This window comes from Verrucomicrobiaceae bacterium (genome assembly GCA_016713035.1).
Taxonomy (GTDB): Bacteria; Verrucomicrobiota; Verrucomicrobiia; order Verrucomicrobiales; family Verrucomicrobiaceae; genus Prosthecobacter.
Genome location: JADJPW010000007.1, coordinates 247,735 through 263,371 on the forward strand (window position 1 = coordinate 247,735; position 15,637 = coordinate 263,371).

10 protein-coding genes are annotated in these 15,637 nt (G+C 59.6%); 8 read left to right on the plus strand and 2 right to left on the minus strand.

The annotated features are described in order from the left end of the window. Positions 1-29: 29 nt before the first annotated feature. From IPK32_20525 to IPK32_20550, 6 genes are all read left to right on the plus strand, one after another. Positions 30-1,472, plus strand: coding sequence for an alginate export family protein (locus IPK32_20525; protein ID MBK8094275.1), 1,443 nt, complete (start codon positions 30-32; stop codon positions 1,470-1,472). Further along, entirely contained in the window at positions 1,472-3,019 is a 1,548-nt protein-coding gene (locus IPK32_20530; protein MBK8094276.1) for an alpha/beta fold hydrolase, read from the plus strand. Before IPK32_20525 ends, IPK32_20530 begins: the two co-directional genes overlap by 1 nt. 19 nt (positions 3,020-3,038) lie before the next feature. Further along, positions 3,039-4,187 (plus strand): efflux RND transporter periplasmic adaptor subunit, encoded by a 1,149-nt coding sequence (locus IPK32_20535; GenBank protein ID MBK8094277.1) that lies wholly within the window; start codon positions 3,039-3,041, stop codon positions 4,185-4,187. Between the two features lie 55 nt (positions 4,188-4,242). Next, on the plus strand, positions 4,243-5,031 hold the full coding sequence (locus IPK32_20540; protein ID MBK8094278.1) for a GxxExxY protein: 789 nt from the start codon (positions 4,243-4,245) through the stop codon (positions 5,029-5,031). A 93-nt stretch (positions 5,032-5,124) separates the two neighbouring features. Then, entirely contained in the window at positions 5,125-8,253 is a 3,129-nt protein-coding gene (locus IPK32_20545; protein ID MBK8094279.1) for a multidrug efflux RND transporter permease subunit, read from the plus strand. Further along, positions 8,250-9,731 (plus strand): efflux transporter outer membrane subunit, encoded by a 1,482-nt coding sequence (locus IPK32_20550; GenBank protein ID MBK8094280.1) that lies wholly within the window; start codon positions 8,250-8,252, stop codon positions 9,729-9,731. Before IPK32_20545 ends, IPK32_20550 begins: the two co-directional genes overlap by 4 nt. 53 nt (positions 9,732-9,784) lie before the next feature. Here the strand turns inward: IPK32_20550 and IPK32_20555 are convergent, their stop codons facing one another. Together IPK32_20555 and IPK32_20560 are read right to left on the minus strand one after the other, a co-directional pair. Beyond that, positions 9,785-11,041, minus strand: coding sequence for a DUF1552 domain-containing protein (locus IPK32_20555; GenBank protein MBK8094281.1), 1,257 nt, complete (start codon positions 11,039-11,041; stop codon positions 9,785-9,787). Between the two features lie 114 nt (positions 11,042-11,155). Continuing rightward, a complete protein-coding gene (locus IPK32_20560; GenBank protein ID MBK8094282.1) occupies positions 11,156-11,941 on the minus strand; it encodes a DUF1080 domain-containing protein in 786 nt (261 codons plus the stop codon). Positions 11,942-12,058: 117 nt separating this feature from the next. Here IPK32_20560 and IPK32_20565 point away from each other — a divergent pair, with 117 nt between their 5' ends. Further along, positions 12,059-13,321, plus strand: coding sequence for a DUF3142 domain-containing protein (locus tag IPK32_20565; protein ID MBK8094283.1), 1,263 nt, complete (start codon positions 12,059-12,061; stop codon positions 13,319-13,321). Further along, positions 13,302-15,443, plus strand: a complete 2,142-nt coding sequence (locus IPK32_20570) for a hypothetical protein (GenBank protein MBK8094284.1) — start codon at positions 13,302-13,304, stop codon at positions 15,441-15,443. The genes IPK32_20565 and IPK32_20570 overlap by 20 nt, the downstream gene beginning before the upstream one ends. Positions 15,444-15,637: the final 194 nt, after the last annotated feature.

The following is a 15,637-nucleotide window of genomic DNA, read 5'->3' on the forward strand; positions in this document are numbered from 1 at the left end:
CGCCTACAAAACGAACCACCTTCACACTCATGAAAAAATCACTCTGCATCATGGCTGCGGTTCTCGCCGCTGGCATCACGGCAAAAGCTCAATCCGCTGGCAGTCAGACCGCCGGGATCGCCCAGGCAGCGGGCTGGCATTACCCGACGAGTTTCGCGGATGGACGGCCGGATTTGAAGGATCGCTACTCGCTGGCGGAGGGTCGCCTCGTCTTCGATGCCTATTTCAATACCCGCTTTGAAATACGCGAGAACAACAGCGACTTCGACAGCAGCGTCAATGATCCCAAAGACGCCTCGTGGCTGCTAACACGCTTCCGACTCGGTGCGCTCTTTCATGCTAACGACTGGCTCAAGGTCTATGTGCAAGGCCAGGACATCCGCGAGCTCGGCGGCAGCCGCCCGAACAATGTCGGCACCTTCGGCGCGGATGGGGATGACGTTCTCGACATCTTGCAGGCGTGGATCGAGATCGGCCATGACCGCGATCATCTCAGCCTGCGTGTGGGTCGCCAGCCACTGAACTACGGCAGTCAGCGCCTGATCGGTAATCCGCAGTGGCTGAACTCCACTCGTGCCTGGGACGCCGTGCGTCTGCGCTACGCCACCGAAACCTGGGAGCTGGATTTCTTCACCGGCAGCCCCGTGACCTTCAATAACAACCAATGGAATCAGTCTGACATCTTCGACACGACCGAGGCACGCAACGCCATCGACAGCGGCGTGTACTTCTCCTCGAAGTCTCTCATTCCCTGGCAGAGCAAAACGGACTTTTATGTGCTCAATCAAGTGCTCGACAAAGTCCCCGGTGCCGCTGGAGCACCGCTCGGAGCCGTGGGCCGCACGAACGTCTGGAGCATCGGCACCCTCATGAAAGGCGACCCCAAGCAGCTCGCCAACTGGGACTACGATGTTGAAATGACCGCGCAGTTTGGCAAAGCTGGCGGACTCAGTCACCGAGCCTTCGCAGGTCACTGGGGCGGCGGGTATAACTTCACCCACGACTGGAAACCCCGCCTCGGAGTGCAGTACAACTACGCCAGCGGCGATGAAGACGCCACGGATGGACGCAGCTCTACCTTCCAGAACTTCTTCCCCGGAAACCACGCTCTCTTTGGCTACATGGACACCACCGCCTGGATGAATATGCACAATCTTCAGCTCAACTTCACCATGCAGCCCACGGAGAAACTGAAGCTCAGCCTGGATGCCATGGCCTTCTGGAACGCCACGAACAATGACGCGTGGTTCGGCTCCAACACCAGCACCACCGTGCGCCCTGTGAACGCTGCAGCCCGCAGCGCAAGCAACTACCGTGGCACTGAATTCAATGTGAACGCCTGGTACACCTTCAACTCACACATGGCACTGCAAACCGGCTACGCCCTCTTTCTCCCCGGCGACTACCTCGCTCAAACCGGTGCCAGTGATGTCGCCCACTTCGGCTACGCCCAGCTTTCTTTTAACTTCTGATGCTATTCCGCTTCTCTTCACTCATCGCCCTGCTTTCGCTTGGTTTGTCATCTTGCAGCCTACCGCTGCAAAACCGCGCAGCGGCCCCTGGAGCAGTTTCGGGCACTCAGGACGAAAAACTCACGGCTGCGCTCACAGAGGCCGAGCAGATCATGACACGAGGGATCGCCTCGCCAGAGCAGCGGCAGGCTTACGCCGCAGTCGTCGCTCGCAAATCGTCCGCAGGGCCACGCTACACGCTGGAATCTCGTTTCCCGGCTCATCTGCGCTTTGATGAGCTGATCCCCGCTGCTTCGATCAAGAGCAAAGAGTTCAAAGATCGCAGCCTTCGCGATGGCGTGGGCACACCGATGGTTGCGCACTGGAGCTACTCCGCCGAGCGCAAAGCCGCCGAGCCATTCATGTCCGAGGCGGGCTACATCTCACCAGTCACCGCCACGCTCGACTTTAGCCGCAGCCTCAAAGGACAGCGCACTGCCACGCTCACTCTGCACGATCCGCGTGAGACAGACAGCGTGCGGCTCCAGGGCCGCTCACAGCCGCTCGCAGCCGACTTCACGGCGCATGGCGAATACCTCGCCACCATCAAACAAGCCCAGATGGCGGGACTCAAAGCCCTGCTGCGGAGTGCGAACCACATGGACAAGCTCGGCCTCTACACGCTGGAGCATCCTGATCCGGCGAAAATCCCGCTCGTGCTCGTACACGGCCTCATGTCGCGGCCTGCGACGTGGGAGACCGTCACTCACACCTTATCCGCCGATCCCGTCATTCGCCGTCGCTATCAGATTTATGCCTTCCGCTATCCATCTGGCGTCCCCATCGGCTTCAGCTCGGAAAAACTACGGGAGAAGCTCGCCACACTGCACAGCACCCTCGTCAAAGAAGGCGCAGGCAGCACCGCGCGGAACATGGTGCTCATCGGCCACAGCATGGGCGGCCTCGTCAGCAAAGCGCAGGTGCAGAGCAGCACCGAGCAGCGCTGGCTCGACATCCTCGGCGCGGACTCGCACAAACTCAGCATCAGCGAAAAAGAACACGCGAAGCTGCGCCCGTTTTTTGAGTTCCAGGCCAATCCAAACATCAGCCGCGTCATCTTCGCCGCCACGCCGCATCGCGGCAGCGAGGTCGCTGACACGCGGTTGGCCCATCTCGGTCGGAAACTCGTCAATCTCCCTCTCCAGGCCTTTGGCGGCACTATGCAAGTCGTACAAAACATCGCCACACGCGATCCCCTGCTCAGCGAGGTCTTCGGACACGGGATGCCCACCAGCGTGGACAATCTCTCCCCGCACTCGCCTTATGTGAGAGTCGCCAACACGCTGCCCTTCCGCAGAGGTGTGCATCTCCACTCCATCATCGGCAATCACGATGGCAAGGCACTCGCCGATCCGAATTGCTCCGACGGCTTTGTGCCCTATCATAGTTCCCACCTCGCAGGCGTCGAGTCCGAGCTTATCGTCACCTCCGACCACAGCGTCCACGCACGCCCCGAGGCCATCGTGGAGATGCGCCGTATCCTACTTCTGCACCTCACACACCTATAAACCACGCTCTCAGCACCTCATGAGAACCCTCCCGACGCTTCTCCTTCTTTCGCTCAGCCTCGCTGCTTGCAAAAGAACACCGCCGCAACTCCCCTCTGGCCCGCCCATCGTGCAGGTCGCTGTGCCTTTGAAAAAAGACGTGCCCATCGTCGCGGAGGCCATCGCGCAAACGGAGGCCACCGCGAATGTCGATGTCATGGCCCGCGTCGAAGCCACGGTAGAAAAAATCCTCTTTGTCGAAGGCTCCGAGGTGAAAGCAGGCGATCCGCTCTTCTTGCTCGATAAAAAACCCATCGAGCAACGCCTCGCCGCAGCTAAAGGCAATCTCGGTCAGCTCGAAGCCAATCTCGGACGCACGCAGCAGGACGTGCAGCGTCTGCGACCTCTCGCGAAGTCCGGCGCCGTGCCGCAGAAGGATCTCGACACCGCCATCGCCGTCGAAAAACAAGCCATCGCGGCACTCGACACTGGCAAAGCCCAAGTCACCGCCGCCGAGCTCGATCTCGGCTACACCGATGTCGCTGCACCCGTCGCAGGCATCATCGGCGCGAAGCAGGTCGATGTCGGCTCGCTCGTCGGCAAAGGTCTGCCGACCATGATGGCGACGATTTCGCCGCTCGATCCCATTTGGGCGAATGTGGAGATCAGCGAAGTCGCTTACCTCAATAGCGCGGGCAAATTCAAAGACCCCGGCAATCAGACCGCCTTCGCCCTCGTGCTCGCGAATGGTCAGGTGCATCCGCATCTCGGCAAGCTCGCCTTTGTCGATCGCATCGTGAACGCCTCCACCGGCACACTGAAATGCCGCGTCGAGTTCCCCAATCCGCAAAAAATCCTCCGCCCTGGCCAATTCTGCCGCGTGCGAGCACTCACCCGCACACTGTCCGGTGCCTTGCTCATCCCACAGCGTGCCGTGCAAGAGCTGCAAGGCCTGCACAACGTCTTCGTCGTCGCTGCCGATGGCAAAGCCGCCTTTCGCCGCGTGAAAATGAGCCGCCGCATCGGCTCACTCTGGATCGTGGAGTCAGGACTCGCCGCTGACGAGCGCATCGTCATCGAAGGCCTGCAAAAAGTCCGCGACGGCCTCCAAGTCGAGCCACAACCCACCGAGATCGACGACGCACCGCTGCAAGAGTTGCTCTCCAGCGTTCCAGGACAGAAAAATTAGAGACAGAAATATTTTCTGACTCTGAATCTCCCCAATCTTTCTGTCCTAAATTCTTATGCCAATCCACTGCCCCATCATCTTCCCTCGCCTGATCAAAGAGGAGTTTGGAAAGCTCGACTACGCCGTGATGCCACATGCATTCGCTGCACAGAACGATTTGGGCTGTTTGTGTGATGAAGCCGTTTACCAAGATCGCTTTGCTCACCTACTTCGCGCAGCCGGATTTCAAGTGGACTGCGAAGTGCCAGTCACGCTGACGTTTCGCTCCTTCCTCAAAACTTTGTATCTCGATCTGGTCATCAACCGTGTCGCCATCTACGAACTCAAGGCCGTCACCCAGCTCACGCCTGCCCATTTCGCTCAACTCCTGAACTACCTGCTGCTGGTCAACGCCTCGCGAGGCAAGCTCATCAATTTCCGCCCTGCCTCCGTGGACGCTCATTTCGTAAACGCCGCGCTCAATGACGCCGCGCGACGAGACTTCACCGTCTATGATCGACATTGGGCTGGCCCCGAGGCTTTGCGGCAGATGATCGTAGAGCTGATCACGGACTGGGGCACGTCGCTAGATCAGTCGCTTTACACACAGGCGCTGGTGGAATGCCTCGGCGGAGAGACTGCTGTGATCCAACAGGTGCCGATGCAGCTCGATAACGTGCCCATCGGCAACCAACGCTTTCATCTAGCATCACCCGAGAGCGCGTTCCGAATCACCACTTTCCAGGATCAGCACGGAAGGCCATCAGCCCAACTTCGGAAACTCCTGGCCCCCAGCCCACTCGAAGCACTGCACTGGATTAACATCGCTCATCATGAAATCACGCTTCACACCATCACCAGATAAGGACAGAAAAATTAGAGGTAGGAAAATTTTCCAAACCCTCCCCTTCTGAAATTTTTCCTGTCTCTAATCTTTCTGTCCCAAACCTCATAGCCCATGGCCGAATTTTTCATCCGCCGCCCCATCGTTGCGATGGTGATCTCCATCCTGATGGTGATCGTTGGCTCCTTCACGCTCACTGGCTTGCCCATCTCGGAGTATCCCGAGGTCAGTCCGCCGGTCATCAATGTCTCCGCGAACTATCGCGGGGCTGCTTCAGAAGCCGTGGAAGCCTCCGTGGCTCGTCCCATCGAGGCGCAGGTCAATGGCGTGGAAAACATGCTCTACATGAAGTCGGTGAATGCCGCCGATGGCAGCATGAACCTCACCGCGACCTTCGATCTCGGCACGAACGCGAACATCAACCAAGTGAACGTGCAAAATCGCGCCTCGCTCGCCTTTCCTCGCCTGCCGCAGTCCGTCACACAGGAGGGCGTGAACGTGAAACGCTCCAGCCCGGACATCCTCATGGTCATCGGCCTCTACTCGCCGAAGAAGAGCTACGACGCCATTTTCCTCTCCAACTACGCCACCATCAACATGATCGACAGCATCGCTCGTGTGAAAGGTGTCGGTGATGTGAAGAACTTCACCTCGCAGGACTACGCCATGCGCCTGTGGATTGATCCCGACCGCCTCGCCTCGCTCGGACTCACGCCCGCAGACGTGATCGGTGCCGTGCGCGAGCAGAACGTGCAGGCCGCCGCAGGCATCGTCGGTGCCGAGCCTGCGAATCAAGGCCAGGAGTTCCAATACAACGTCGTCGCCAGCGGCCTGCTGCAAGACCCAGCGGAGTTCGAGCAAATCATCATCCGCTCAAATGCCGATGGCTCCCAGGTGAAAGTCAAAGACGTGGCCCGCATCGAGATGGGAGCACAGATTTATAAAAGCAGCGCCGGAGTGAATGGATCGCCCGCAGCCGCACTCGGCATCTATCTCGCACCCGGAGCCAATGCGCTCGCCACAGCAGATGAGATCAAAAAGCAGCTCGCCGAGATGCAGCAGAGCTTCCCGCCGGACATGGCCTTTCAGATCACGCTCGACTCCACACTGCCGATCAAGGCCTCCATGGAGTCCATCGTCCACACGCTCTTTGAGGCCGTGGTGCTCGTCATCTTCGTCGTCTTCATCTTTTTGCAGAGCTTCCGCGCCACGCTCATTCCCATGCTCACCGTGCCTGTGGCACTGCTCGGCACTTTCATGGTGTTTCCGCTGCTCGGCTTCACGGTGAATACACTCACGCTTTTCGGCCTCGTGCTCGCCATCGGCATCGTGGTGGATGACGCCATCGTCGTCGTCGAGGCCGTCATGCACCACCTGGAGCACGGCAGCACACCCGTGGAGGCCACGAAGAAGGCGATGAAGGAAGTCTCCGGCCCCGTCGTCGCCATCGCACTCATTTTATGCGCCGTTTTTGTGCCTGTGGCCTTCATGCCTGGCCTCACCGGCACGCTGTATCAGCAGTTTGCCATCACCATCGCCGCATCGGTCATCTTCTCCGCCATCAATGCGCTCACACTCAGCCCCGCACTCGCCGCCATGCTGCTGCGACCACCAAAACCGCAGCGTGGGCCGCTCGGCTGGTTCTTCCGCCTCTTTAATAAGGTCTTCGATGCCATCACCGCACGCTACACCGGCATCGTCGGCTTCCTCGTGCGTCGCTCGGCTCGTGCGATGCTCATCCTCGTCGCCGCAGTGGTCGGCATTTACTACGTCGGCCAAAAAGTGCCCGGCGGCTTCATCCCGGAGGAGGACAAAGGCTACTTCTTCATCTCTGCCGAGCTGCCCGACGCTGCCTCGCTCCAGCGCACCCAAGCCGTCGGCAAAAAGATCGAAGCCCTGCTCGGCAAAATCGAAGGCATCGACTCCTTTCTCAACGTGAACGGCTTCAGCACGCTCACCGGCGTCTCCTCGCCGAATGCCATCACCTTCTTCGTCAGCCTCAAAGACTGGAAAGAGCGTCAAACACGCCTCACCCACGTTCGCGGCATCATCTTCCAACTGATGAAGGAATTCATCAAAATCCCCGAAGCCCGCATTTTCGCCTTCGGGCCGCCTTCACTGCCGGGATACGGCAATGCCTCTGGTTTCAATTTCATGCTCCAAGACCGCGCTGGAGGCAGTGTGGAGGAACTCGCCGCTGTTTCACAAAAATTCCTCGCCGCCGCGGGTCAGCGTCCCGAGCTGGCTCGACTCTTCTCCGGCTTCCGCCCCAGCGTGCCGCAGGTCAAAGTCGATCTCGACCGCGAAAAGTGCCGTCTGCTCGGTGTGAACGTGAATGACGTCTTCAGCACGCTCCAGGCTTACCTCGGCGGAGCCTACATCAATGACTTCAACCGCTTTGGCCGCGTCTATCGCGTCTATTTGCAGGCCGAGCCGAAATTCACCGGCAAGCCCGAAGACATCGCGAAATTCTATGTGCGGAACAAAGACGGCAAAATGGTCCCGCTCGATACTTTGGTGAAGGTTTCGCAAACCGGCGGCCCCGCCTTCACCACACGCTACAATCTCTATCGCAGCGTCGAAATCAGTGGCTCACCTGCGCTCGGTTACAGCTCCGCACAGGCCGTCGCCGTCATGGAAGAACTCGCCGCCGATCACTTGCCCGCAGGCTACGGCTACGAATGGACCGGACTCACCTACCAAGAGAAAAAAGCTGAGGGGCAAGCCATCTTCATCTTTGGCCTCGCGCTCATCTTTGTCTTCCTGCTGCTCGCCGCGCAGTATGAGAGCTGGTCGCTGCCCTTCAGCGTGCTGCTCGCCACACCGCTCGTCGTGCTCGGCACCTTCCTCGGCCTGCTCATGCGTGGCTTTGAAAACAACGTCTATGCGCAGATCGGCATCATCATGCTCATCGGCCTCGCCGCGAAGAACGCCATCCTCATCGTCGAATTCGCCAAGATGGAGCACGAGAACGGCAAACCCTTCATCGAAGCCGCCATCGAGGGCGCACGCCTGCGCCTGCGGCCCATTTTGATGACCTCCTTCGCCTTCATCCTCGGCGCAGTGCCACTCGCCATCGCCACCGGCTCCGGGGCAAACTCCCGCCAAGTCATGGGCACCGCCGTCGTCTGCGGCATGACCATCGCCACGCTCATCGGCATCTTCGTCATCCCCGCCTGCTACGGCTTCATCATGTGGCTCAGCGGCGCAGGCAAAAAACCGTCACAACCACTCAGCGCATGAATCGCACTCTTTTCATTCCCCTCATCACCACGCTATTCGCGAGCTGCGCCGCCGTCGGCCCGAACTACTCACGGCCCTACGCTGGTGAGCCATCCACCTTCCGTTTTGGTAGTAATAAATACGGTCGCAGCCTCGGCGATCTCGATTGGCGCAGTGTTTTCAAAGATGCGGCTCTGCGCCAACTCATCGACGAAGCCCTCGCGAACAATCTCGACCTCGCCGCTGCCTCCGCCCGCGTCATCCAGGCCCAGGCAAACCTCGCCGCCGTGCGCTCACGCTTTCTGCCCACCATCGGCGCGGGCTACAACTACAGTCACAGCGAGGTCTCACGCGACATCTCGCTTTCGAAGTTCAACTCCCCCAGCCTTTTCGACACACAAAGCCACAGCATCGGCATCACACTGCTCGATTACGAAGCTGACTTCTGGGGCAAAATCCGCCGCGCCGCCGAATCCGCCCGCGCCAAGCTCCTCGCCACGGAAGAAGGCCGCCGCATGGTGCAGGTCGGCCTCATCGCAGGCATCGCCACCGCCTACGTCTCGCTGCGCGAGCAGGATCACGAGCTCTCCATCGCCACACGCACGCGCGAGGCCCGCGTGAAGTCGCTCGAACTCCTCACGCAAAAACAAAAAGCCGGACAAGGCCCGCTCACCGATGTCGAACAAGGCCAAGTGCTCATCGCCGAGGCCGATGTCGCCATACGCACCATCGAAAAACAAATCGCCCTGCTGGAAAACCAGCTCAGCACCCTCGCAGGCCGTCCGCCCGGCTCCATTCGCCGTGGCACCGCCTTCAGCGGCACCCAACTCGTCGCGCACATCCCCGCTGGCCTGCCCTCCGATCTTCTCAATCGCCGACCCGACATCCGCGCTAGCGAGCAACTGCTCATCGCCGCCACAGCCGACATCGGCGTCGCACAAGCGCAGCTCCTTCCCAGCTTCACCCTCACCACCAGCGTCGGATTGCGCAGCAAAGAGCTCGGCGACCTCTTCACCAATCCCACCAAGCTCTGGCAAATCGGCCCCGCCGTGAACGTGCCCATCTTCACCGGAGGCCGACTCCGCGCCGCAATCATGGGCAGCAAAGCCGCCCGCGATGAAGCCGAAGCCGACTACCGCAAAACCGTCCTGCAAAGCCTGCGCGAAGTCTCCGACGCCCTCATCAGCCGCCAAAAAAGCGCTGGAGTGCATGAGGCGCAGTCCCGCGTCGTCACCGCCCGCCAGTCCGCCCTCGGTCTCATCCGCCAGCGCTACGACAACGGCGTCGCCGCCTACCTCGAAGTCCTCTACAACGACCAACAACTCTTCGCCGCCGAGATCTCCCAAGCCCGCGCCAAGCTCGAAGAACTCCTCTCCACCATCGACCTCTACCGCGCCCTCGGCGGCGGTTATGATAAAGCGAGCGTGCCAGACTTTGCCAAAAACCCAGCTCCTCCACCAGCCAAACGGCGCTGGCTTCCGTGGAAGTCTTCAGAATGAAGAGTGGGCAAAGAGAGTGATGAAACACTTCTCTTAGCACCACTCTTTTTCGATCAAGCAAACCGCCCCGTGCTGCTGCCGAACGAATCGGTCTCCACGCCCATCTTCTGGGCGATATCGACGAACAGGTTGCACAACGGCACCTTGTTGATGCCTTCGCGGGGCACCTCGCGGAATTCGCCGTGCCTGTAGCCGCCACCAGCGAGGAGGATGGGCAGGTCGGAGTTCTTGTGAGAGTTGCCATCGCCCATGCCGCTGCCGAAAAGCACGGTCGTGGAGTCTAGCAGCGTGCGCTCGCCGTCGTTCATCTTGGCCAGGCGGGCCACGAACTTGCCGAAGTGCTCGATCTGATACGTCTCCAGCTTGATGAGGTCGGCGATGGCTTCGGCGTCGTTGCCGTGATGGGAGAGGCCGTGCCAGTCCTTCTTGATGCCGAGGTGCTGCGGCATGAAATCGCCGCCGATCTCCAGCGTTGCAATGCGGGTGCTGTCCGTCTGCAAAGCGAGAGCGATCATCTCATAGAGCAGTGGCATGTCCTCGACGGCGTTGCGGTTGGCGGGCTTGTCGAAGGGCGCTTTGGGCTTCGGCTGATGCGTCCACTTTTGGCGCAGTTCGAGGCGCTTCTCCACATCCCGCACGGAGGTCAGATACTCGTCGAGCTTGTCTTTATCCTCCTTGTTCACCTGCTTGGAGAGGCGGTTTGCTTCCTCCAGCACGGAATCGAGGATGGAGGCCTCCACCTGGTTTTCTTGTGCACGGCGTGCCTGACGCTCTTTGGAGTCGGTGACGAAGATTTTCTCGAAAAGCTCCGCCGGATTCGTCACCGGCGGCACACGCACGCCCGACTTCGTCCATGAAATCTGGCAGCCGCCATGGATGCCGCCTTCCGAGCCGACCGTGAGTGCGGGAAACCGTGTCTGAAAGCCGATTTCGTCCGCGAGGTATTGATCGATGGTCACATTGCCCTCGGGCCGGTTTTGCGCCTCGGAGTGCAGCACGCCGGAAAGGAAGGAATGCACCGCGAAATGGCCGCCCTTCACGCCGTGGTCGAGCCCGCGAAAGACCGTCATGTGATCGCGAATCTCCGCCAGAGGCCCCAGCAGCGTCGTCTTCTCGTAATTGCGGCCCTGCGTGGTCGGAAACAGGCTTTTCGTCTGGTAGCCGAGCAGGTTGCCGATGGCGACAAAGCGCCGCGCACCCATGCCTGCGCCTTTGGCGGCCTTAACCGCTCCTTTGGCCTGGAGCGATGACATGCCCGGTAGCGCCAGTGTGGCACCGAGGGAGCTGAGGAGGAAATGACGACGATTCATGAAGGGTGTTTGGGGGGGGGCGATGAAACGATCTGGAGGCCCATTTTGTTGCAGCAGATGGCGGGCCTACTATGCCCCGCTTTGCTCTGCTCGAAAATCGGCAAAAGGCTCTCTCTATCTAGTTTGCAGCGGCTGGAGCTCGATCTTGCGAAACCACACCGGCTGGCCCTCGGCTTGTAGCGCGATGTGGCCGTAGCTGAGCTTCACATCGCCACCAGCGGCGGTGATGTCGCTCGCGGGTGCGATGGTGCAGGACGGATCGAGCACCGGATGCTCGTAGCGCAGGACCTCGACTCCGTTGATGCGGTGGATGATCATGTCATGGCCGCGCACCTCCATTTCCGCCTGCACCCATTCCTCCGCCGGAAAGGTGGGCGAGCTCGATTTGGCGATGTGTTTCGTGAAAAGCTGCCCCTCCATCTCCACATGCGTGCCCGGCGTGCACAGATTGCCCGTGGGTCGCGGCCCCTTGCCTTCATCGGCGAGGAACTGCATCTCCAGGCTGGATGGGAATCCCTGATCGAAGCGCATGCTCTGCGGCGGCTGCGCGTGCAGCATCACGCCGCTGTTGAGGTTCACATACTTCGGCGCATCCGCCATCATCGTGCCCGTGAAGCGATACTCCATGCGCAGGATGTAGTGCGAGTAGGGCAGATTGGTGAAAAGGTGTCCATACTGCTGGTCAAACTTCTCGTAGCCATCGTAGCTCACCTTCAGGATGCCATCCTCGACGCGAAACGTGTTCGCAAAATTCTCCCCCAGCGGCCGCTTCGCGATCTTGATCGTCCACCCGGTCAAATCCTTGCCATTGAAGAGCGGAATCCACTTCGGTTCCTCGGCGTGGCTGGAGATGCCGTTGCAAAGAATGAAGAGGGAAAGAAAGCAGAGGATGAGACGCATGGTGCATCATCCTGACTCTGCCGAGAGCCGATTCCAAGCCGAAGATGCCGAGCAACCGGACCAAAATGGACCGTGCAAAAGGCAAGCGCCGGACAAGGTATCCCTGCCGACGCCGCCATGACTCTCCTTTCCTCGCTCACTCGCATCCTGCTGCTGGCCTGCGCAGTCATGTGCTCCTGCCGGAAAGAGGCAAGCCGTGAAATGCCGCATCGCGCCTACGTGTGGCAGCGGCAGTGGACTCCTGCTGTCAGCGCAGCAGCACTAAAGGCTGACCGTTCACCTCTGCGTGGTCTGGCGCTCTTCGGTGCTGAGATCGTGTGGGACAAAAAAGACGCATCCATCACTCCCAGGGTTGTCTTTGGCTCCCCGGACTGGCAGGGCGTCCGAGCGCTGCGAAAGCCCGTCGCCATCGTCATGCGCATCGCGAATCATGCCGCGCCGTTTGAGGAGGGAGATGAGAAAACGGCCTTCATCGCGGCGCAGGCCGCCGAACTGCTGCGCCGTGTGCGAGGTGAAGGCGTGAGCTGCGCGGAGTTCCAGTTGGACTTCGATTGTGCGCAGAAAAAGCTCGCTGGATATGCCCACTGGCTCCGTGCGGTGCGTCGGGCGATCGCCCCGACACGTCTCGTCATCACCACGCTGCCAAGCTGGCTCGCGGAGACGGCTTTTCCGACGTTGCTGACGCATGTGGATGCCTACGTCCTTCAGTTGCACTCTTTCACGCCCTCCCGCGTCACCATCCGCTCACTCCTCTGCGAGCCGGACCGGGCCAGAAAATGGGTGCAGCAGGCCACGAAGCTCCAACATCCCTTTGAAATCGCGCTTTCTACCTACTCCGCCCTCGCTGGTTATGACCCGGAGGGCCAGCTTCTCGGTCTGGCGCTGGATGCCACGCAACCGCGTTGGCCTGCTGGCACACAGGTCATGCGGCTGGACTCGGACGCTCCTGCACTGGCCGCGCTGGTGCAGGAGTGGACCGCAGCGCCACCGCAGAACTGCACGGGCATCATTTGGTACCGCCTGCCCGTGGAGACGGATCAGCGAAACTGGCACTGGACCACACTGGCCGCCATTTTGGACCAGCGCATGCCACAGAGCCGTTTGGAGGCCAAAATCACCTCCACACAGCCCTACGACCTCTCCTTGGAAAACACCGGTGAAGTGGACGAAGACCTCCACGGCACACTCACCGTGAACTGGGCCAACTCCGCCCCTCCTGCCGCCATCGAGGCACTGCCAGGCTGGCAGATGCGTCAAGAAGCCGGGCGTGCCATTTTTTCGCCACCAGCTCACATACGGCTCGCGCCAGGTGGCAGAGTCGCGGTAGGATGGCTGCGCTTTCAGGAAAGCACTCCCCTCCATGTCGAAGTCACTCGTTAGCCTGAGTTTGTTCGTCGTTTCATTCGGAATGGCCGCCCCATGCCTTCATGGCAGCGGTGGATATGGTCCGTTTTATTGGTTGGGTGATGGCGGCATCGCTTCGGATCACTCGCCGGAGTTTTATTGGGCCATTGAAACCAAACGCATCGCACGCGACTTCCTCCCCGCAGAAAAACGTTTCGGTTATGATGAAAAAGCAGCTCAAGAATCCCCTGAGCCTGAGTTGCCCATCAAAACCTGGGCAGCGCAAAGCGAAGAGGCCAACACGACCGAGTTTGCCGACGCTCTGAAATCTGGCCGCATCCAATCCGCTGACCAGAAAGGCTCCATCACTCTCCACAACGAAGCTCGTCTCTATCTGGCGGACAAAGAGCCCAAGGTCACACTCGAAGATCATGAGTTCACCGATTACCAGCGGGGAGCCTACCATTTCAGCCGCGGCAAAGACGGCTACGCCGACGCCAAAGCCGCCTGGGAGCATCTGCTGGCACGACCAAAGGAGCAACGGCACTACCGCAGCACGTGGGCAGCCTTCATGCTGGGCAAACTCGCCATCTACGAAAAACAAGGCGATGGCGCGAAGTGGTTTCAAATGACCCGCGCACTGGCCAGAGAAGGTTTTGCCGACTCCATCGGCCTAGCAGCCGACAGCTATGGCTGGGAGGCGAAGTGGGAACTCGACCATCAAAACTACGAAACCGCTGCCAGACTCTACCTCACGCAGTTGGCGCTCGGAGATGACTCGGCCATCTCCTCGCTCAAGCATGTCTTTCCATTCCCGGTCCAAGGCCAGCCTGAGACCGAAACATTCAGCCGTATGGCCAAGGATGAAGTGCTGCGGAGGCTCAAGACCGCAAACATGCTTTGCGCAAACACCACGAGCGACATGTATGACTATGCAAGTATCCGCAGTGACACTGCCGGAGGCTTTGCTGCATGGCTCAAGATACTCCAAGAAGTCGGTGTCCAACAAGACCCCGACGCCGAGCGCATCGCATGGTGTGCTTATTGCGCCGGAGAATACACTGCAGCGAAGAACTGGCTCCAATTAGCCGCCCCTGACAAGGCTATAACACTCTGGCTGAAAGCCAAAATTCAACGTCGCGACGGCGAAACCAAGGCCGCGACTCTCACGATGGCCAGAGCCGCTAAATCCATCGTGCAGGAGTTTGAAATCATCGCTCCGTGGACAAAAGGTTATGAGCGTGAGTACTCCCAACCCATGCCGTTTTGTTTCGGTGGCGATTTTGCCGGGCTGCATTTGAGCCGTGGTGACTTCATGCAGGCATTCGAAGTCTTTCGTGAGTTTGGATTGTTCCATGACTGCCATTTCATGGCAGAGCGTGTATTCACGCTGCAAGAACTCATCGCCTACGTGGATAAGCTACCTCCCGTCGATCCAGCTCAGATCACCAGCCAAACTGAGCTAGATGTGTATGGCTTCTACTATCCGCACGAGACACTGGCTCTTCGTCACATCCTGGCCCGCCGTCTGGTCAGGGCCAATCGAGCACCAGAGGCTTTGAAATACTTCCCAGCGGAGCAACAAAAGGCTCTTCAGCGCTACATCGATGCCAAATCAAAGGCCGAGAACACCAAAACGCCACGGCTGGAGCGGGCACGTGCCTACTTTGATGCTGCCTGCATCATCAAAACGCAGCCAGAACTCACTTACCCCGAAATCGAAGGCCCGAACAGCATTGCCACCCAACGCATGACGGGGCGCTACATCCTTTATTCTTATGATGACGGCGTCACGAAGCAAAACCCCAAGCCCATCGTTATTCCATCAACCAGTGCGGAACGTGAGCGCATCGCCAACTCAAGATACAACCCGGATCGCAGGCGCTATCACCGCTTTCTTGCCGCCGAACTCGCTGGAAAAGCCGCAGCCCTGCTTCCCAACGACAGCGAAGAGCTCGCCGACGTGCTCAATTGCGCCGGAAACTGGATTCGTGGCGACGATAAAGGCGACGACAAAGCTGCCGACAAGTATTTGCAACTCCTGGAGCGCCGCGCCCCGAACACGATCATCGGCAAAGAAGCTCAAAAACTGCACTGGTTCGTCCGCCAACAAGGCCCATGGAGCCTTGAAAACGGAATCGAGCCCGGACCGGGCTAATGGGTATTGGGGCCATTCCTGGCCCCTTTCGGGGCAAGAATGCCCCGAATACAGGACCATGCCTCCCGAAGAGCCGTGCAAACATTTTGGCATGCAGCCTCGCTGCTACGCAGCCTGAAAAGGTGACGGATCTCGCCGACGAATGGCAAAAAGAAGATGGTGCCGTGAGCGGGGCTTTCTGTCAGCATGCCGCC